The following is a 19,015-nucleotide window of genomic DNA, read 5'->3' as shown; positions in this document are numbered from 1 at the left end:
TGTTACCGCATATGGACGCGGCTTAGAATGTGATAGCGCAAACAGAATGTCAGCGGCGTGACACCATCAGCGGAATGCCTCTTTCCGAGCGCACAGTCAGGTGTGCCACGGGCATAGGCGGCGGTGCGTCGGTCAGGGTGACGCGGAAGTCGCGCAATATCCGCGACAGGATCAGCGGCCCTTCGACCATCGCAAAACCCGCACCCGTACACACCCGCGCGCCTGCGGAAAACGGCATATAGGCACTGCGCGCGCAGGTCTTGCCATTCTCGGTGTGCCAGCGGTCGGGGTCAAAGTTATCCGGTCTGTCCCACAGCCGTTCGTGCCGGTGCAGGTGCCATGGGCTAAGAACCAACTGGCTGCCCTTGGGCACGTCACGGTTGCGGAAATGTTCGGGGCACGCCGCTTCACGGACCATCATCGGCACCGGTGGATACAGGCGCAGCGTCTCGCGGAACACATCGCGCGACAGGCGCAGTTTGGACATCACCGCAAAATCGGGGGCGTCCAGCGCCTGTGCCTCTGTTGCCAGCCTGTCCTGCCATTCAGGATAAAGTGCCATCAGATACAGCGCCCAAGCCAATGCCGAAGCACTGGTTTCGTGGCCAGCAAGGAAAAAGATCGCCACCTGATCCACCATTTCTTCGGTGTCGAAGGTCTGGCCGGTCTGCGGATCGGCGGTGGTCATGATTTTGGTCGCCAGATCGTCAGGGGCCGTGCCCTCTTGTATCGCCTCCATCCGGCCGCGGGTCAGTTCTGTGATTAGATGGCGGATGCGCGCGGCAAGGTTCAGGATCGGCTGGCTGCGTTGAAAGCTGCGGAATTCGTCGAAAACCTCGGTGGCGACCTCGTGTTCGATGGGAATGGAAAACAGCGTACGAAAGATCACATCGGCGGCGGCATGGCTGGTCTCGGCCTCGATCTCGAGCACCTGCCCCGCGCGCTTGTCCAGCCGCGCCGCCGCGGCGTCGGCGGCGTCCCACATTGCGGCAAAAGTGTCGCGCAACCGTCCGCCTTCAAATGCGGGGTCGATGATGCGGCGCTGGCGTTTCCATATCTCGCCATTGGTCAGGAACACCGAATTGCCCAGCAGCGGCCGCAGCCCTTCGCTGATGCGATTTGATTTGGGGAAATCGTCGGGGCGTTCTTTCAACACCAGATCGACCAGATCGGGCTGGTTCAGCAGGTAGGACCGGAAGAACGGTGTGCGAAACTCGGCCATCCATGCGCGGTACAGCCGCGCCGGTTGCGCCGACAAAAGATCGCGCCGGAACAAGCGCACATAGCGCCAAAGCGAGACTTTGTCTGGACGGTTGGGCGGTTTTGGTGGCTGTATCATGCGGCCACAGAGGTGTGTTTCGACACTGCCGTCACAATGCGTGATTTTGATGGCGCGCGATCGGCATAGCGTTCGGACAGATACCTTGGGCCAGCGGTAATCTGGAAATAGTCATAATCACCGGGCCGGTCAAAGGCGCAAAGATACTGGAAATGCAGCCGGAAAAACCGCCAGCGCAGTTCCTTCCAGCGTTGCGCGCTTAGCGTTTGGGTAAAGGCCGCCGACAGCACCAGCGGCCAGCGTTGCCCTGCAGGTGCCACGCCCGACACTGCCACCGGATCGCACAGGGCAAAGGCGCAACCGTCACCGGGGGCCGTCACGTCGACCCATGTCAGCGCTTCAGCGGTGCTAAGAAATTGTAGGTCGGCCCGCAGCCTGTGTGCGTCGGGCAGGAACGACACCATCGGCACGACCTGTCCCAGCGACAGGAATGCCAGTTGCGGGCCAGTGTCGGGCACCCTGCCTGCGCGGATCAGGTCCGACAGGATCGACACCGCCAGATGCGCCCCCGAAGAATGGCCAACCACCAGTACTTCGTCCACGTCCGACCCAAGCGATGCGGCGATGTTATCGGCAAAGACGGCCATCCGTGCCTCAAGCGCGGGTGGGTTCGCCCCGCGCAACGCGGCGGAAAACGCATAGTCGTGCATCAGGTAATATGCGAAAAACTTGCCATCCAGTTCTTTGAACCAGCGCATCAGCCAGACCGCAGCGCCCAGTGCCAAAGCACCCCACAGGATCAGACGCAGCCCGAACAGCGGCCCTAGCATATGCGGCCCCATCACCGCCTGCATCGCCCAGTCCATGGCCCGAAAACCCCATGTGAACACTGCCAGCGCCACCAGCACAGCCATTGCCAACTGCACCAGCAACATGCCCACCGGATACAGTGCCGCGATGACCGGCCCCTTGCGCAGCTTCATCAGCCGCCCCAGCGCACCGGTCGAGATGTAAACCCAAGCGGTGCGGATCAGTTGCAGATAGGTCGCGGGGATGGATGTCGCCATGCTGTCGCGCACGATGTCGGACCACACCAGCACCTCGACATCCGCATCCACTTTGGTTCCGTCGATCACCGCATCGACATGCCAGCCATAGTTGCCGTTGAATTTTCGCGGTTGCAGCCCGATCTGATAGCCGCTGATTGCGGCCTGCTCTGCGCCCTCTTTGCGGTACAGTTCGCGGTAGCGGCGCGGATGAATCGGGTCGTAACCGGGGATATAGAACACCCGACGTCTGGTGACTGGTTTTTGCTGTCCCTGCATCGGCCTGCGTCCTGCTTTGACCGACACTCTAGACAGGTTTTTCGCGCAGCGTAAGTCGTGCGATTACCCTAAAGTGCTGAGAACCGGAAAGGTTTCCAAAAGCCAGAAGCTGAACCATGTAAACGCCCCCGTGACCAGCGCCAGCCCGACAACAACCAGCAACAGACCCATGATACGTTCGATCAGTTTCATATGGCGTTTGATCCGGTTCATCAGCCCCATCGCGCGTGTGATGAACATTGCGGCCAACAAAAACGGAATACCCAGACCAGCCGCATAAACTCCCAGCAAAACCGTGCCACGCGCCACCGACGCCTCGGAGGCGGCCAGCGACAGGATCGCGCCCAGTTGCGGGCCGATGCAAGGCGTCCAGCCAAAGGCAAAGGCCAACCCCAGCACATAGGCCCCGAATGACGAGCCCCCTTTGTCACCGACATCCAGCCGCGCCTCTTGATCCAGAAACGGGATGCGAAAGACGTTCAGAAAATGCAGACCAAAGATGATCACCACGACGCCTGAAATTCTGGAAAAGACGATCTGGTTTTGTAGAAAAAATGCGCCAAAGGCGGAGGCTGTAAAGCCCAGCAGCAAAAACACCGTGCTCAGCCCCATGACGAAAAACAGCGCGGCAATCACCGCCCGCCTGCGGCCCGCCGCGACGCTGTCCATATCGTTCAGTGTCACCCCGCTCATGTAGGCCAGATAGGGTGGCACAATCGGAAGAACGCAGGGGCTGAGAAAGCTGAACACACCCGCGACAAGTGCGATCAACATAGCAGGCAGCAGGGCTGCATCGATGATGGTCAGTTCATACATGACATCGCTCTTAGGCCAATGATCTTGCGCCGTCACGGGGGCGTTTGGTCACAACCTTGTGGACAGGTTGAAACAACCCGCCTAAATCATGGGCATGACTGATAATCCCAACATGCTGGACGCCACGGGGCTGCTGTGCCCCCTGCCCGTTCTCAAGGCGCGCAAACGCTTGCACCCGCTGGCAGTGGGCGATACCCTGACTGTTCAGGCCGACGACCCCGCCGCCGTGATAGACATGCCGCATTTCTGCGCCGAAGCTGGGCATGATCTGGTATCTGCGGATGTTAGCGGCGCGGTGCAGGTCTATGTCATTCGTAAGGGGCGCTGAGGATCAGGCTGGCACAGCCTGCGGGCGTCGCGTTTTGCGCAGCAGCGTGCTGACAATGATCAGGTTCAACACTCCGGCCACGGCAGCAACCGCATAGGCGGCGGTGTAATTGCCCGTCAGGTCATAGAGCGCACCGCCCTGATAACCGCCAATTGCATGGCCGAACCAGCCGAACATCGTCACGATCCCCAGTGCCGACGCGCGGCGCGATGGCGGCGTTAACACGCGCAGGGACACCAGCACGCCCGTCATCACCCCCGCATATCCAAAGCCGTAGATGATCGCATAGACGTAAAAAGTGCTCAGCCGGTCGATATAGATAAAACCGAATACCAGCAGCGTCATCCACGCGGTTGCTGTCATATAGGCAGGCAAGGCGCCGACCACATCCGCCAGCTTGCCAAAGGCCAGACGACCAAGGATTGCCACCAGAAGCATCACAAAGATGACGCCGCCCGCGTCTTCGGCGGCAAAGCCGCGATCCTGAATCAGGGGCACCAGATGCATCAGCGGCGTCGACATGCAGGTGCAGCACAGGATGATCGCCGCACTCATGGTAACAATCACCGTTTTGGTCGGCACAACGGTGTCTTCCTCGGCGGCACTGGCTTTCAGTTGTGCGGCTCCTGCGACGGGCGGCTGGCGCAGCAACAAGCCAAGCGGCAACAGGGTCACCAGCATGAACACACCCGTGGCTCCGAAGGCGCCGCTGATGCCAAAGGATTTGATCAGAAAGGATGACACGAAAGGCACTCCGCCCTGCCCCAAGGCCTGACCCGCAGAAGCGATGCCGATGGCCATGCCTGCGCCCACAAAGAACCAGTTGCCAACAGCGGCCATGACCGGCGGAAAGATCGCTGCGGCGCCGAAAAAGCCCGCAATAAAGAACAGCAGGTAAAACTGCCAAAGCACTGACATGAACGCCGCCGCCATATAGCACAGCCCCAGTACGGTCACACCGAACATCACCACGGGTCGTGTCCCCTTGCTGTCCGACAGTGGTCCCATCACCAAACCACCCAAGGCCAGCCCCACAATGCCCGCAAAGTTGACCAGCGCAATCTGCCCGCGCGGCCAGCCGAACTGGTCCTGCATCGGAACGATAAAGGCAGACATGCCGTTCACGATCGCCCCCATCGAAACCGCAAGGATCAAGGCCGAAGCAACAACAATCACCCAGCGGTAGCCGGGCTGTGGAAGGGGGGTGGTCATCGGTGCGGTGCCTTTGTCTTGGGGAATGTTTTGAATGGGAGCTAGCATATGCGCGCGGGCCGGCCCAGTCGGTGCTAGCGTTCCGGCGGTGTCCAGTCATCCTGCGGCCCCTGCCTGCGCAGGCGCAGGGCCAGACCGACAGTAACACCGACACCAATGGCCACCGTCAAATCGGCAAAAACCGTCAGCACCAACGTCAGCAGCAACAGCAACCTGTCCGATGGCCGCGACCGCATATAGCCGCGCCACCTGTGTGGCTCGCTCATGTTCCATGCGGTCAGGATCAACAGTCCCGCCAATGCCGGCATCGCCAGATAACCCGCCAAAGGGGCCACCAACAGCATGACCAGCAGGATGGTCAGTGCATGAACGATCCCTGCCACGGGCGTCTTGCCACCGGCACGCACGTTGGTGGCGGTGCGGGCAATCGCCCCTGTTGCGGGCAGCCCCCCGAACAGTGCCGAGCCGATATTGGCAAAGCCCTGCGCCAGAATTTCCGCGTTGGGTCTATGGTGTCCGTCGATCATCCGGTCGGCCACCATCGCTGACAGCAACGATTCAATGCCTGCAAGAAACGCGATGACAAATGCCGATGGCAACAGCTCGATCATGCGCGCGACGCTGATTTCGGGCAGTGCTGGCATCGGCAAGGTGTTTGGCAAAGCGCCAAAGCGCGAAAAAATCGTGTCGACGGGCAAAGCCGTCAGCGCCACCACCGCCGACGTCACCCCCACGGCGACGATCAGCCCGGGAAACTTTGGTGCCAGTCGGCGCAGCCCGACAATCAGGATCATCGTCACGCCCCCAACCGCCAGCGCCCCGACGCTGGTGCTGTCACGCGCTGCCCACAGGGTTTCAATCTTGGCGACGAACTCGGCTGGCACTTGGTCTGTTGTCAGCCCGAACAGATCCTTCAACTGACTGGTGGCGATGATAATCCCGATGCCGATGGTAAAACCGTTGATCACAGGTTCGGGCACATAGGCCACCAAATTGCCCGCCTTGAGGTATCCGGCAATTAACATGATGAATCCGGCCATTAAGGTCGCCAGAACCAACCCGTCATAGCCATGTTCGGCAATCACTCCGAAAACGACAACAATAAACGCCCCCGTCGGCCCGCCAATCTGCACCCGACTGCCACCCAAAGCCGAAATCAGGAACCCCGCGACAATCGCCGTGATCAGCCCCTTTTCCGGGCCCGCGCCGGAAGCAATCGCAATGGCAAGACTGAGCGGCAGCGCAATCATTGCCACCGTTATCCCCGCGATCAGATCAGCGGTGAACTGCTGGCGGTCATAGCTGGCCAGCGTAGTCAGAATTTTAGGTTTCATTGAATGGCCTGACACCTGTGAAACGGCAGATACAAGTCACCATGCGCCGAAACCACTGCTAGTGCCAGTGCCTCAGGCGGCGTCAAGCCGCACGGTCAAGCCTTTGGACTGTGACACATCGTGCAACAGATACTGCGCCTCGTGCATCGTCAGATCCATGTGGCTGGTGTTCTGCGAAATATGGCGCAGGTCGGGAAAAATCTCGAGCAGTTCCGCCATTGCGTCCGCGCCCAGAATGTCCAGCGTGACATTGCCCACAAACAGGGTTTCCGTGGCGATGCCTTCAGAAAACACCAGATCATGGGCATCTAGCATCAGGTGTAAATAATCGGCACGCCGCATTGGCACGCGAACAACCGTCACGTCGTTCACCAGCGCCTTGGCAGGTACCAGAACCTCGCCTTGGCCGAAACTCAGCTCGGCCATGCTGGACCGCAAAAGGATACGGTGATTGGGTGACACATAAAGATCGCGATGATTGTCGAACGCACCCGCCTTAATACAGATGGGGGCCAGCCTGCCCAATCCGCAAACCGAGTTGCGACCGATCCAGCGGATGTCTTGTGCGTCATTTTTCAGCGTTAATACTGACATGCCAACCTTCAGATATTCGATGGCACAGGGTCCATCCGGTGTTTCGATCAAGGTGCCCGCAAGGAAACACACCGGATCGGTGGGAATGGTCAGCGTCTGGCCCGTGCCGTTATAGGTGGAAACGCCCTGAATATACTGCAACGTGGTGCCCGATGGCGGGAACGCCCCGTCAAAGGTGACCCCGACAACTTTGGTCGAATAGCCCTGTGTAATGGACACGCCGACCATGCGATATTCGTTGCCTGCGTCATCGAACAAGGTGACTTCGTATTCGTTCTCGACACTGACGGGGGCCTGCAATCCCCAGCGTACCGTTTCATCGTTGGGGGTATAGGTGGTGCCATCGATTTCGACCGGCTGGGTCAGACGTTGGTCAACGACCGAAAAGCCCGAGTACGGGTCATCACCCAACACACCGTCAGCATCGTCAAAGGTGATGCCCGTGGTGGTCGACGAAAAGGTAAAATTCAGATCATGCGGGTTTTGCCACGAGAACGCATCGCCGTATTTGGCATGGTCAATAATATCAGAGTCCACAGGTCTGTTGCCGTGATCGCGCACAACGCTCACGTTATCGGTGGAAATAATATAGATCGTCCGCTCAGCCATGATGGGCGACCTGCCAGTCCTCTGTTCGTTTTTGTTTTGAAGGATTTCACGGCGGTTCAAGAAACGGCGTAAAACCCAGCTGCTGCTCTTTTCTCGATACTACCTATAAGTGCATTGATGGGCAACAAATAAGCCCTACCCCGAAGTGATCGAGCGCCATTTTTCCTGCGGCAGAATTGACTTGGCACAGGCTGTTTCGACCACCTGAGTTGCATCGGACATAACGAAAAAGGGGCGCGGCCCTGCGGCCGCGCCCCTGTCTCTTGTCATGTGATTGGCCTTAGCCACCCAATGACCACCAACCTTTGCGCTTGGGCTTGGCGGGCGTGTCTTCGTTCGCCGGTTTGGCTTTTTCTGCAACCTTAGGAGCTTGCGTCGGGACCGCTTCGGGTGCTGGCTCCTCTGCCTTCGCCTCGGGCGCTTGCGTCTTGACCTCGGCGGCTGGCGCATCTGCCACGGCGGGCTGAGCTTCCGGTGCTTGGGTTTTTACCTCCGGCGCTACGGCTTGAACCTCTGCGGCGGGGGATTCGGTCTTCGGTGCCGCATTTGCTTCGGCCTCTGCGGCGGCTTTTGCCTCGGCTGCGGCTGCGGCTTTGGACTTGGCCGTGGTCCGCGTGCGCTTGGGCTTTGGCGCGGGCGCATCGGCATCCGAAGTTTCCGCTGCCGCAGCTTTCGCCTTGGTGGATTTAGCCGTTGTGGCCTTTGACGTCGCAGCCTTGGCCGTTGTCGACGACTTCGCGGTGGACGAGGTCGTGCGTGTCGAACGTGTGCGCGTCACCTTAGGCTTGGCTGTCGTATCCGCATCATCTGCGATCATGTCAGTTGCGGCCTCGCCAGTGGGCTCGGTTTTCTTGGTGGAAGAACGCGACCGGCTTCTGGCCGGTTTCGGCTTGTCCTCGGTGGCATCTGCCTCGGCCGGGGTCTCGGGCTTGGATGTGTCACCGGATGTGTCACTATTGGTGTCGTCCTGATCGTCATCGTCGCGACCGTTCTCGCCATTCTGATCCTCACCTGTCGAGGACTTGCTCCGCCGCCGCCGACGACGACGACGCCGTTTGGGTTTGGGTTCGCCATCTTCGCCCAGCTCTGCCGCAGGGTGCGACGGTGCGGACTGCGAAGGCGCAGACTGCAAGGATTTCGCTTCTTGCTCCGCTTCGGCCGCGATCTCGCGCGCCTCGGCGGCCTCGGCTGCTGCTGCGTCCGCTTCGTCGATCTGGTCCATGATGGATGTGTCGACCGACACCACATGCGTCGCAGCCGTCACAACACGCGTGGCGGTCTTGAACTTTTCAAGGTTGAAATCGGGGCTGACCAGCGCCGGATCACCCTCGATCCGTACAGACAGGCCATAGCGCACTTCGATCTGCGCGATATGCTCGCGTTTCTGGTTCATCAGGAAGTTCGCAATGCCAACGGGGCATTTTACCAGCACTTCGCGCGACCGGCGACGGGTGCCCTCTTCCTCGATCTGACGCAAGATCGACAGCGCAAGGTTGTCGTCCGAACGGATCAGACCGGTGCCGTGACAGGCCTGACACGGCTGGGTCGTGGCCTCGATCATGCCGGGGCGCAGACGCTGGCGCGACATTTCCATCAGGCCAAAGCCCGAGATGCGGCCAACCTGAATGCGGGCGCGGTCGGTTTTCAGCTTGTCCTTCATCATCTTTTCGACTGCGGCGTTGTTCTTGCGCTCGTCCATGTCGATAAAGTCGATGACGATCAGACCCGCAAGATCGCGCAGACGCAACTGGCGTGCCACTTCGGCGGCGGCCTCAAGGTTGGTCTTGGTCGCGGTCTGCTCGATCGAGCCTTCTTTGGTGGCACGGCCCGAGTTGACGTCGATGGCCACCAGCGCTTCGGTCACGCCGATCACGATATAGCCGCCCGACGGCAGTTGCACAGTGGGGTTGAACATGCCCGCCAGATAGCTTTCGACCTGATAGCGGGCGAACAGCGGCAAGCTGTCTTCGTAGCGTTTCACGTTTTTGGCATGGGACGGCATGATCATTTTCATGAAGTCCTTGGCGATGCGGTAGCCGCGTTCGCCTTCTACAAACACTTCGTCGATGTCGCGGTTATACAGATCGCGGATCGAGCGTTTGATCAGGTCGCCCTCTTCGTAGATTTTCGCAGGAGCAATCGACTTGAGCGTCAGTTCGCGGATTTGTTCCCACATCCGTTGCAGGTATTCGTAATCGCGTTTGATCTCGGCCTTGGTGCGTTTGGCACCGGCGGTGCGCACGATCAGGCCAGCGCCACGGGGCACTTCGATCTCGTTGGCGATCTCTTTCAGTTTCTTGCGGTCCAGGGCATTGGTGATCTTGCGGCTGATGCCGCCACCGCGGGCCGTGTTCGGCATCAGGACGCAATAGCGACCGGCCAGCGACAAATATGTGGTCAAAGCCGCGCCCTTGTTGCCGCGCTCTTCTTTCACGACCTGCACCAGCAGGATCTGGCGAACCTTGATGACTTCCTGGATCTTATAGCGTTTGGCGCGGGGTTTGCGGACGGGGCGGATGTCTTCGCTGTCGTCTTCGTCGGCCACGGATTCGATGGTGTCATCTTTGTCGGCAGCGTCGGACGATGTGTCTTCATCGTCATGATCGCTATCGTCGTCCGCCGCTGGGGTTTCAACCGGCGTTTCGCGCACGGTTTCCATTGGCGAAGACCCTTCGTCAACGCCATCGGCATCATCGCTGAGGTCGATGGTTTCCATGCCGCCCACGTCATCCGAAGACGTCACGGCGTCATCGCTCGAGGTGTCCTCGGCCTTGGTTGTGGACCGGCTGCGCGAGCGCGACCGCGAAGACCGTTTGGGCTTCTCGTCGTCTTCGTCCTTGGCGCGCTGTGCTTCTGCAAAAGCGCGCTCTTCTTCCATCAGCGCCTCGCGGTCAGCGACAGGAATCTGGTAGTAATCGGGATGGATCTCCGAAAACGCAAGAAAGCCGTGACGGTTGCCGCCGTAATCTACGAACGCCGCCTGAAGCGACGGTTCGACCCGCGTTACCTTGGCGAGATAGATGTTGCCAGCAAGCTGGCGTTTGTTTTCGGATTCAAAATCAAATTCCTCGACCTTGTTTCCGTCGACCACCACAACGCGCGTTTCTTCGGCGTGGGTGGCATCGATAAGCATTTTCTTAGGCATATTGTCCGTTTGCACGTGCGCAGCGACGTCTCACCCGGGGGTGCGGCGGTTCTGGAGACGTGTCTATTTAAGGCGAATAAAGACACGCGGCAGCACCGGGCCCTCGGGCCTGCTGCAAGACTGCTCTTGGCATGTGCGCGCGTCATCGCGGTTCTTCTCCGACACGCAGTAACCTTGAGCCCTGCGCATCCATTCAAAAGCTGCGCATATGATCACCATACCGCCAGCATCTCACAGCCGTTTCCGGCCCAATCGGTCTGTTTCAGGTCGGGGACTTGTGTCCACCAAACGCTGTTACAGCGAAACTCTCATCAGGCTTTGCGTGTGGATAACGTCAAAAGCCTTGCCTTTAGATAATGCGTTTCACAGCACTATTACAATCGCTAACTGCTGTAGGGGCATTGCAATCGTTGTTTCGGGACCAAACGCAATGATGCAGCAGCCATCAAAGCCACTGCACCATATGGTAGAATCCGGTTTGCGCGAAAATGCCGCGTTGCCGATCACGGCGGATCAATTCTGCAAATAATCCGACCGTTGCAATCCGTACTTGGCCATTTTCTCGTTCAGGGTCCGGCGTGGCAGGCACAACTCGTCCATGACCGAGGCAATCGACCCCTTGTGGCGGCGCATGGTGTTGTCGATCAGCATCCGTTCGAACGCCTCGACGTATTCTTTCAGCGGCTTGCCTTCGGTGGTCATCACCGGTTGCATTTCCTCGTGATCGGACATCAGCAGCGAGGCGATGGTGCCGGTGCCGCGCCGTGATTGCAGCACCGCGCGTTCCGCGATGTTGATCAGTTGACGCACGTTGCCGGGCCAAGGGGCTTGCAACAGTTGCGCGGCCTCTTGGGCGCTGACGTTGGGCGCTTCACAGCCGTATTCATCGGCAAATTGCTCGCTCAGGCGGGTGAACAGCGTCAGAATGTCTTCGCCGCGCTGGCGCAGCGGTGGCACGGTGATACGCAGGGCTGCCAGACGATAGAACAGATCGGGACGCAGTGCGTCTTCGCAGGTGCGGCCTGCCTCTTGCATGTTGCAGATCCCGACAATGCGGGTTTCGGCGGGCGTGCCCTGATCGTTGATTGCACTCAGCAAGCGCGCTTGCAGCGGTTCGCTCAGTGCTTCGATGTCTTCCAGAACCAATGTGCCACCGCGTGCCTCTTCGATGGCAGGCAGGTGCGCGTCTTCGGGTTGCATGGGGCCGAACAGGCGCTTGGCCAGCGCGTCTTCTTCCAGTGCCGAGCAGCTGACCAGCACAAATTTCTTGCCCGCACGGCTGCCAACAGCGTGCAGCGCGTGGGCCACCAGCGTTTTGCCGGTGCCGGTTTCACCGTCGATCAACACGTGACCGTCGGCCTGCCCCAGATCAAGTATGTCTTCGCGCAGGCGGTCCATCACCGCGCTTTGGCCGATCAGCTTTTTCATCAGCTGGCTGCCATCCGACAATTCACGGCGCAGGGCGCGGTTGTCCATCACCAGACGGCGCGCGCCGGTGGCCTTTTTGGCAAGCTCGCTCATGCGGTCGGGGTTGAACGGCTTTTCCAGAAAATCGAACGCACCGACGCGCATCGCCTCGACGGCCATTGGCACGTCGCCATGGCCGGTGATCATGATGACCGGCAGCGCGCTGTCGTTGCCCATCAGTTTCTTCAGGAACTGCATCCCACCCATACCGGGCATCTTGATATCCGAGATGACAATGCCGGGATAATCCGGTCCCAGCACCTTCAGCGCGTCTTCGGCGCAGGCAAAGGTTTCGGTGTCATAGCCCGACAGGGCCAGCCACTGGCTGATGGACTGCCGCATGTCCTGTTCGTCATCGACAATCGCGATCTTCATGGCTTGGGTCATTTCTTACTCCGCCGCGTGGCTGTTATTGCTTTCGTCCTCAACGCGCGAGAGGATCGGAAGTTGCATCTCGAATACAGCGCCGCCGCCTTGGCCGTTGCGTGCTGTCAGTCTTCCACCAAGGTCGTTTACGATCCCCGACGAAATAGCAAGGCCAAGCCCTACCCCGTCGCCGGGTTGTTTGGTGGTGTAAAACGGCTCGAACAAGGCGTCCAGATCTTCGATTCCGGGGCCGTTGTCGCGCACCGTCAAAGTGGCCGTCTGACCCGCGGACAGAATGATATCCACCTGCGGGTTCCGTTCTGATCTGGTGGCGTCGATGGCATTGCGCAATAGGTTGACCATAACCTGTTCAATCCGCATCCGGTCTCCCATCACACGCACAGGCTCGTCCGGCAGAATACGGGTGATCTGAACCTGTCGCTGGCGCAACTGCGGTTCCATCATTGACAGGCTAGAAGCCAGCGCATTGCCCATATCCACAGGGGAAAGGGCGTCAGCCCCCTTGCGGGCATAGGATTTCAGTTGCCGCGTAATTGCGCCCATCCGCTCGATCAGATCGTCGATGCGGCCAAAGGACGACAGGGCCTCGTCCTTGCGGTTGCGGGTCAGCAGCAAACGTGCCCCCGCCAGATAGGTTTTCATCGCCGCCAGCGGTTGGTTCAGCTCGTGACTGACGGCTGCCGACATCTCGCCCAAAGCGGCCAGTTTGCTGGATTGTTCCAGCGTCTGTTCGGCCACCGCAAGGGTTTCCTGCACACGCTCGCGTTCGGCAATTTCCCGCTGCAAACGGGCGTTCAATGCGCGAAGCTCTGCCGATTCGCGTTGGAACAGCGCCATCCGAAAGGCCGTGCGGCGCGACAAAAAGTAAAATGCCACGGCCAGCAGAATCGCAAAGCCCATGATTTCCAGCGCAAGAACCCCGTTCACCCGTTCGCGCACCGAGGCATATGTGGTGAACGACGCCATGCGCCAGCCGCGAAACGGAATACGGGTTTCCAGCCGCATCACGCCTTCGCCCTGAATGTAGGCATCGGGTGGCAGGGCTGTCCAATCGGCGGTGGCCTGAATGGCCCGCTGTATGGCGCTTTGCGGGGTTTGGCGCGTCAGCGCTTCGGCTTCGGTTCTGCCCCGCCAGCGCGGTTCGGTGGCCAGAATGATTGCACCGGTGCTGTCGGTCACCAGCACCGCATCGGAAATACCTGCCCATGCGCGTTCGAACTTTTGCAGATCAACCTCGACGGCGATCACGCCCAGCACATCGCCACCCGATTGCACCCGCCGCGAATAGGTAAACGAATAGCCCCCCGCCTCACGCGGGATCACCGCAAAGATCGTACCCGCCGCCCGCATTGCATCGACGAAATACAGCGCATCACCATGTGACGATCCCAGCCGGTTGCGGTCGGTCGCAGCTACGGTGCGCCCGTCCTTGTCCAGCAACATCAAAGAGGCCGCCCCGATCTCTTCCACGAAAGAGATCAGCCGTTGCGTCGATTGCGAATAATCCGATGAATTCAGCGCTCCGATCAGCGTGGGGTCGCGCGCCAGCAATTGCGGCACGATGGCGTTCTGGCGCAATTCCGACAACAGGTTGCCCGAATACAATGCCAGACGCAGTTCGGCGCGGTTGCGGGTGGTCTGGGTAAAACGGTCCGTCAGCAGGCTGTTGGTGAACCACACGGTACACAACGCCAACACAAACAACAGCCCCAAGGCTACGCGAACGCGCCAGCTGATGGCCTTGTTGTTGCTGAAAACGCCCTGAGCCTGCATATCGGCCACCTTAAGCGTATCCGTGCTGCGCGCTCAAGTCATGCAGGTGTCAGCACGCCAGTCAACGCGCGGAAAAGCGCCGTTCCGTCGGTGCCGCCGTGGCCAGCGTCGCAAGCCCGCTCGGGGTGGGGCATCATGCCCAGCACGCGGCGGTTTTCCGACAGGATGCCAGCAATGCCCGCTTTGGCCCCGTTGGGGTTGTCGGTATAGGTAAACGCGATGCGGGCCTGATCGTGCAATACGGCGATGGTGGCGTCGTCGGCATAATAGTTGCCATCATGGTGCGCGATCGGAATGTCGATCACGTCGCCCGCGTTGTAGCCTTGGGTAAAGGCGCTGTTGCTGGTCGCCACTTTCAGACCCACGGTCTTGCAGATGTATTTCAGCCCCGCATTGCGCAGCAACGCACCGGGCAGGATGCCGGTCTCGGCCAGCACCTGAAAGCCGTTACAAATGCCGATGGCATAGCCGCCGCGATCCGTATGCGCCTTGAGAGAGTTGCAGATGGGCGAATTGGCGGCAATTGCCCCGCAACGCAGATAGTCACCGAACGAAAACCCGCCCGGCACGCCAACGATGTCCACGTCGCGGGGCAGTTCGGTATCTTTGTGCCAGACCATTTGCACATCTGCACCTGCAGCCTCGAAGGCGACAGCCAGATCGCGGTCGCAGTTCGATCCGGGGAAAACGATGACAGCAGCTTTCATGGGGACGTTCCTTGTCGCAGCGCGCGCTTATCAGCCAATTTCGACCGAATAGGATTCGATCACTGTGTTTGCCAGCAGTTTTTCACACATGGCAGTCACGTCGGCTTCGGTCGCGCCGTCGGCCAGATCCAGCTCGATCACCTTGCCCTGACGCACGCCGTTCACGCCGTCAAAGCCAAGCGCACCCAATGCGTGACGCACGGCCTCGCCTTGCGGGTCCAGAACCCCGTTTTTCAACATCACATGTACCCGAGCTTTCATCGCGCCGTGGTCCTTTTCGTTTTCGTATCGTTCGCAGGTTCTATTAGTGTCGGAGCCGTCGCCGGCCTCAGTTGATCAGCGTCGGCTTGGTGATGGGCGATGCGTTTTTGGGCAGAACACCCAGACGCCGCGCCACTTCGGTGTAAGCATCTGTCAGGTTGCCCAGATCGCGGCGGAACACATCTTTGTCCAGCTTCTGACCGGTTTCCATATCCCACAGACGGCACGAATCCGGGCTGATTTCGTCGGCAACGATCAGACGTTGGAAATCACCGTCATAGACGCGACCGATCTCGATTTTGAAATCGATCAGCTTGATGCCCACCGCCATCATGACGCCTGACATGAAATCATTGACCCGCAAGGCAAGGCTAAGGATGTCGTCCATGTCCTGCTGGCTGGCCCACCCGAAGGCGGCGATATGTTCCTCTGTTACCAGCGGATCACCCAGCGCGTCGTCTTTATAGCAATATTCGACGATGGGACGCGGCAGTTGAGTGCCCTCTTCGATGCCCAGACGGGTGCTCATCGTCCCTGCGGCATAATTGCGCACAATCACTTCCAGCGGAATAATCTCGCAAGAGCGACACAGCTGCTCGCGCATGTTGATGCGTTTGATGAAATGCGTGGGCACGCCGATCTGCGCAAGACCAGTCATGAAATATTCGCTCAGGCGGTTGTTCAACACGCCCTTGCCTTCGATCACGTCCTTTTTCTGCGCGTTGAACGCGGTGGCATCATCCTTGAAATACTGCACGATTGTGCCCGGCTCGGGGCCTTCATACAGAATTTTGGCTTTGCCTTCGTAGATTTTTTTGCGCCGCGCCATTGACGTTCCCCTTGTGTTGACGGGGCCGAGTCCCCGTCACATTGACGCCCTCTTAGTGCAAGGTGCGCACTGCCGCAAGGAACACGCGCCAATCTGCCGCCAACTGGGGTCTTGTATGGCCAACACACACACAGCATATTCGATGATGACAGTAGCCAATTCCAAAGGACAGGCCATGAGCACATTTGACGACCGCGAGAGAGCTTTTGAAGCGAAATACGCGCATGACGCGGAAATGCAGTTCAAGGCAGAAGCCCGCCGCAACAAGTTGCTGGGTCTTTGGGCGGCTGAGCTGCTGGGCAAAACCGGCGACGAGGCCAATGCCTATGCGGTCGAAGTTGTGAAATCCGACTTTGAAGAGGCGGGCGACGAAGATGTTTACCGCAAGGTGTCGGGCGATCTGGGCGACAAGGCCGACGAGGTCACCGTACGCACCAAGATGATCCAGCTGATGGCCGAGGCCAAGGCGCAGATCATGATCGAAGTGAAGAAATAATTGCTAAGTATAATGGGGTTTTAATCAAACCCGTGCGACATACCCGGCGCGCAGCCCCCGCTGCGCGCCGTTTTCTTGTCTGCCGTTCAGGTCTTGCGCACTCCTGTTGGCATATCCTTTCCGTCAGGGGGCCATCGCCTTCCGCGCGCCTCGCGGCGCGGGTTCATGGTGTTGATGAATATTTTGAGGTAGCCTCGCGCCATACTTCGTGACAAATAGAGCGATCACGCGCGCGCGAGGAAGGCCCGAAAGATGACAAATTTGCTAAGCAAGCTGCTGGAAACACACGATACCCTGCTGGCCGATGGCGCCACGGGCACCAACCTGTTCAACATGGGGCTGATGTCCGGTGACGCGCCCGAAATGTGGAACGAGGAACACCCCGACCGCATTACCAAGCTGTATCGCGGCGCGGTTGATGCCGGTTCTGACATTTTTCTGACCAACTCGTTTGGTGCCAACGCTTCGCGGTTGAAGCTGCACGGTGCCGCCAAACGCGCCCACGCCCTGTCGCGTATCTCAGCCGAGATCGCCCGCGAAGTGGCTGACACTGCAGGCCGCCCCGTTGTCGTGGCAGGCTCGGTCGGCCCGACAGGCGAAATCATGGAACCCGTGGGCACCCTTAGCCATGCTGCCGCCGTCGAGATGTTCCACGAAACTGCGGATGGTCTTAAGGCGGGCGGCGCCGACGTAGGCTGGCTGGAAACCATTTCAGCCCCCGAAGAATATCGCGCCGCCGCCGAAGGTTTTGCACTGGCCGGTCTCGACTGGTGTGGCACTATGAGCTTTGACACCGCAGGGCGCACGATGATGGGCCTGACCAGCGAAGGCATGGTTGAACTGGTGCAGGATCTGGAAAACGCGCCGATGGCTTTTGGCGCGAATTGCGGCACCGGATCGTCCGATTTGCTGCGCACCATTCTGGGCTTTGTCGCCGCAGGGCCAACCCGCCCGATTATCGCCAAAGGCAACGCAGGAATCCCCAAATACCACGAAGGCCACATCCACTATGACGGCACGCCCGAACTGATGGCCGATTATGCTGTGATGGCCCGCAACTGCGGCGCACGGATCATCGGTGGCTGTTGTGGCACTATGCCCGAGCACCTCCGCGCAATGCGTGATGCGCTGGACACGCGGCCCAAGGGCGATGCCCCCCTGCTGGAAGAGATTGTGGCCAAACTGGGTGCGTTTTCGTCCGAAAACGACGGCACCGGCGACCAGTCCGACGCGCCCCAGCGCCGCAGCCGCAACCGCCGCAACCGGACATAAGCCACTAGAACAACGACATCTGCGCCCCCGGCAACACCGGGGGCCGAAACAGATCGCAGCGCATCGGCGACCCTGCTGTCTTCAGCCCCAACCGCTTTACCGCCACATTGAATCGCTGCGCCACCATTTCGGCATATGGGCCGCTGCCCCGCATCCGCTGGCCCCAGCGTGCGTCGTAGTCGGCCCCGCCGTGCATTTCGCGCAGCCGCGCCATAATCCGCCCCGCGCGGTCGGGATAATGTTGCGCCAGCCACTCCTGTACCAGCGGCGACACCTCACGCGGCAGCCGCAACATGATCCAGCTGGCCGTGCGCGCACCTGCGTCCCTGCCAGCGGTCAGTATCGCCTCAAGTTCGGGATCGGTCAGCGCAGGGATCATCGGCGAGGCCATGACCCGCACCGGAATCCCCGCCTGCGCCAGCCGCCGGATAATCTCGATCCGCCGCTTTGGCGCGGGCACCCGCGGCTCCATCAGGCGCGACAGCTTAGCGTCCAGCGTGGTTACCGAAATGCCCACACGCGCCAGCCCGCGTTGCGCCATATCCGACAGAATGTCGATATCGCGTTCGATCAATGTACCTTTGGTCACGATGGCCACAGGATGGCCCGTATCCGACAGCACCTGCAAACAGGCCCGCGTGATGCCGTGATCTTTTTCGATCGGCTGGTAAGGATCGGTGTTCGTCCCCATTGCAATCGGCGCAACCCTGTACCGTTTTGCTGCCAGTTCGCGCTGCAACACCTGCGACGCATCGGGCCGCGCCACCAGCCGCGTTTCAAAGTCCAGCCCCGGTGACAACCCCAGATAAGCATGGCTGGGGCGTGCAAAACAATAGACACAGCCATGTTCGCAGCCGCGATAGGCGTTAATCGACCGGTCAAAGGGCAGATCGGGAGATTTGTTGTACGTGATGATGCGTCGCGGCACCTCAAGGCTGACTTCGGTGCGCAGGGGCGCAAGCGGTTCGCCCGCGTCCCAACCATCGTCTTCTTCGGTCCGGCTGAGACGGTCAAAGCGGCTGACATCGTTGCTGGACGACCCGCGCCCGATGGCCCGCATGGCATAGGTGTGATGTGACATGGCTTCATTATAGAACATTTGAAGAACATTGTGCCAGTGCAAAAGCTCCGATCCGCCGCCCTGCCCGCCACTTTCGGTGATTTCACAACCGCTAAGTCGC

Annotated in this window: 16 protein-coding genes; 3 read left to right on the top strand and 13 right to left on the bottom strand. The window is 59.7% G+C overall.

Annotated features, from left to right (window positions below):
- Positions 1 to 49: 49 nt before the first annotated feature.
- The 3 genes from SULPSESMR1_RS07055 to SULPSESMR1_RS07045 form a co-directional block, all read right to left on the bottom strand.
- Positions 50 to 1,339, bottom strand: a complete 1,290-nt coding sequence (locus SULPSESMR1_RS07055; RefSeq protein WP_089420185.1) for a cytochrome P450 — start codon at positions 1,337 to 1,339, stop codon at positions 50 to 52.
- Positions 1,336 to 2,604, bottom strand: coding sequence for a hypothetical protein (locus SULPSESMR1_RS07050; RefSeq protein ID WP_089420184.1), 1,269 nt, complete (start codon positions 2,602 to 2,604; stop codon positions 1,336 to 1,338). Before SULPSESMR1_RS07050 ends, SULPSESMR1_RS07055 begins: the two co-directional genes overlap by 4 nt.
- A gap of 63 nt (positions 2,605 to 2,667) precedes the next feature.
- A complete protein-coding gene (locus SULPSESMR1_RS07045; RefSeq protein WP_089420183.1) occupies positions 2,668 to 3,420 on the bottom strand; it encodes a cytochrome c biogenesis CcdA family protein in 753 nt (250 codons plus the stop codon).
- Between the two features lie 94 nt (positions 3,421 to 3,514).
- Between SULPSESMR1_RS07045 and SULPSESMR1_RS07040 the strand changes: the two genes are divergently transcribed.
- Positions 3,515 to 3,748 (top strand): sulfurtransferase TusA family protein, encoded by a 234-nt coding sequence (locus SULPSESMR1_RS07040; protein WP_089422195.1) that lies wholly within the window; start codon positions 3,515 to 3,517, stop codon positions 3,746 to 3,748.
- A gap of 3 nt (positions 3,749 to 3,751) precedes the next feature.
- Here SULPSESMR1_RS07040 and SULPSESMR1_RS07035 read toward each other — a convergent pair whose 3' ends face one another.
- The 9 genes from SULPSESMR1_RS07035 to purC form a co-directional block, all read right to left on the bottom strand.
- Positions 3,752 to 4,960: an MFS transporter gene (locus SULPSESMR1_RS07035; protein ID WP_089420182.1), complete on the bottom strand. Its 1,209-nt coding sequence runs from the start codon at positions 4,958 to 4,960 to the stop codon at positions 3,752 to 3,754.
- A 74-nt stretch (positions 4,961 to 5,034) separates the two neighbouring features.
- Complete coding sequence (locus tag SULPSESMR1_RS07030) at positions 5,035 to 6,294, bottom strand: SulP family inorganic anion transporter (RefSeq protein WP_089420181.1); 1,260 nt, start codon at positions 6,292 to 6,294, stop codon at positions 5,035 to 5,037.
- Positions 6,295 to 6,366: 72 nt separating this feature from the next.
- Entirely contained in the window at positions 6,367 to 7,497 is a 1,131-nt protein-coding gene (locus SULPSESMR1_RS07025) for a Hint domain-containing protein (RefSeq protein WP_089420180.1), read from the bottom strand.
- A 280-nt stretch (positions 7,498 to 7,777) separates the two neighbouring features.
- Positions 7,778 to 10,642 (bottom strand): Rne/Rng family ribonuclease, encoded by a 2,865-nt coding sequence (locus tag SULPSESMR1_RS07020; RefSeq protein WP_089420179.1) that lies wholly within the window; start codon positions 10,640 to 10,642, stop codon positions 7,778 to 7,780.
- A 513-nt stretch (positions 10,643 to 11,155) separates the two neighbouring features.
- Positions 11,156 to 12,496: a sigma-54-dependent transcriptional regulator gene (locus SULPSESMR1_RS07015; protein WP_089420178.1), complete on the bottom strand. Its 1,341-nt coding sequence runs from the start codon at positions 12,494 to 12,496 to the stop codon at positions 11,156 to 11,158.
- 3 nt (positions 12,497 to 12,499) lie between these two features.
- On the bottom strand, positions 12,500 to 14,269 hold the full coding sequence (locus tag SULPSESMR1_RS07010) for a sensor histidine kinase (RefSeq protein ID WP_089420177.1): 1,770 nt from the start codon (positions 14,267 to 14,269) through the stop codon (positions 12,500 to 12,502).
- A gap of 38 nt (positions 14,270 to 14,307) precedes the next feature.
- Positions 14,308 to 14,976, bottom strand: coding sequence for a phosphoribosylformylglycinamidine synthase subunit PurQ (gene purQ, locus SULPSESMR1_RS07005; RefSeq protein WP_089420176.1), 669 nt, complete (start codon positions 14,974 to 14,976; stop codon positions 14,308 to 14,310).
- A gap of 30 nt (positions 14,977 to 15,006) precedes the next feature.
- Positions 15,007 to 15,237 (bottom strand): phosphoribosylformylglycinamidine synthase subunit PurS, encoded by a 231-nt coding sequence (gene purS / locus SULPSESMR1_RS07000; protein WP_089420175.1) that lies wholly within the window; start codon positions 15,235 to 15,237, stop codon positions 15,007 to 15,009.
- Between the two features lie 67 nt (positions 15,238 to 15,304).
- Positions 15,305 to 16,066, bottom strand: coding sequence for a phosphoribosylaminoimidazolesuccinocarboxamide synthase (purC, locus tag SULPSESMR1_RS06995; RefSeq protein ID WP_089420174.1), 762 nt, complete (start codon positions 16,064 to 16,066; stop codon positions 15,305 to 15,307).
- 175 nt (positions 16,067 to 16,241) lie between these two features.
- On the opposite strand from purC, the gene SULPSESMR1_RS06990 reads away from it, so the two are divergent.
- Together SULPSESMR1_RS06990 and bmt are read left to right on the top strand one after the other, a co-directional pair.
- Complete coding sequence (locus SULPSESMR1_RS06990) at positions 16,242 to 16,562, top strand: DUF1476 domain-containing protein (RefSeq protein WP_089422194.1); 321 nt, start codon at positions 16,242 to 16,244, stop codon at positions 16,560 to 16,562.
- Between the two features lie 252 nt (positions 16,563 to 16,814).
- The gene (gene bmt / locus SULPSESMR1_RS06985; RefSeq protein ID WP_089420173.1) at positions 16,815 to 17,834 is read left to right on the top strand and encodes a betaine--homocysteine S-methyltransferase; all 1,020 of its coding nucleotides are present in this window, start codon (positions 16,815 to 16,817) and stop codon (positions 17,832 to 17,834) included.
- Positions 17,835 to 17,838: 4 nt separating this feature from the next.
- On the opposite strand, the gene SULPSESMR1_RS06980 is transcribed toward bmt, so the two are convergent.
- On the bottom strand, positions 17,839 to 18,915 hold the full coding sequence (locus SULPSESMR1_RS06980; protein ID WP_089422193.1) for a PA0069 family radical SAM protein: 1,077 nt from the start codon (positions 18,913 to 18,915) through the stop codon (positions 17,839 to 17,841).
- Positions 18,916 to 19,015 lie beyond the last annotated feature (100 nt).

This window comes from Pseudosulfitobacter pseudonitzschiae (genome assembly GCF_002222635.1).
Lineage (GTDB): Bacteria > Pseudomonadota > Alphaproteobacteria > Rhodobacterales > Rhodobacteraceae > Pseudosulfitobacter > Pseudosulfitobacter pseudonitzschiae_A.
This window is presented reverse-complemented; position numbering and strand designations above follow the sequence as displayed.

Coding starts and splice junctions, on each gene's coding strand:
- SULPSESMR1_RS07025 (WP_089420180.1), bottom strand. CDS start 7,497: ATGGCTGAGCGGACGATCTATATTATTTCCACCGATAACGTGAGCGTT.
- SULPSESMR1_RS07055 (WP_089420185.1), bottom strand. CDS start 1,339: ATGATACAGCCACCAAAACCGCCCAACCGTCCAGACAAAGTCTCGCTT.
- SULPSESMR1_RS07050 (WP_089420184.1), bottom strand. CDS start 2,604: ATGCAGGGACAGCAAAAACCAGTCACCAGACGTCGGGTGTTCTATATC.
- SULPSESMR1_RS06990 (WP_089422194.1), top strand. CDS start 16,242: ATGAGCACATTTGACGACCGCGAGAGAGCTTTTGAAGCGAAATACGCG.
- purQ (WP_089420176.1), bottom strand. CDS start 14,976: ATGAAAGCTGCTGTCATCGTTTTCCCCGGATCGAACTGCGACCGCGAT.
- SULPSESMR1_RS07020 (WP_089420179.1), bottom strand. CDS start 10,642: ATGCCTAAGAAAATGCTTATCGATGCCACCCACGCCGAAGAAACGCGC.
- SULPSESMR1_RS07035 (WP_089420182.1), bottom strand. CDS start 4,960: ATGACCACCCCCCTTCCACAGCCCGGCTACCGCTGGGTGATTGTTGTT.
- SULPSESMR1_RS07030 (WP_089420181.1), bottom strand. CDS start 6,294: ATGAAACCTAAAATTCTGACTACGCTGGCCAGCTATGACCGCCAGCAG.
- bmt (WP_089420173.1), top strand. CDS start 16,815: ATGACAAATTTGCTAAGCAAGCTGCTGGAAACACACGATACCCTGCTG.
- purC (WP_089420174.1), bottom strand. CDS start 16,066: ATGGCGCGGCGCAAAAAAATCTACGAAGGCAAAGCCAAAATTCTGTAT.
- SULPSESMR1_RS07015 (WP_089420178.1), bottom strand. CDS start 12,496: ATGACCCAAGCCATGAAGATCGCGATTGTCGATGACGAACAGGACATG.
- SULPSESMR1_RS06980 (WP_089422193.1), bottom strand. CDS start 18,915: ATGTCACATCACACCTATGCCATGCGGGCCATCGGGCGCGGGTCGTCC.
- purS (WP_089420175.1), bottom strand. CDS start 15,237: ATGAAAGCTCGGGTACATGTGATGTTGAAAAACGGGGTTCTGGACCCG.
- SULPSESMR1_RS07040 (WP_089422195.1), top strand. CDS start 3,515: ATGACTGATAATCCCAACATGCTGGACGCCACGGGGCTGCTGTGCCCC.
- SULPSESMR1_RS07045 (WP_089420183.1), bottom strand. CDS start 3,420: ATGTATGAACTGACCATCATCGATGCAGCCCTGCTGCCTGCTATGTTG.
- SULPSESMR1_RS07010 (WP_089420177.1), bottom strand. CDS start 14,269: ATGCAGGCTCAGGGCGTTTTCAGCAACAACAAGGCCATCAGCTGGCGC.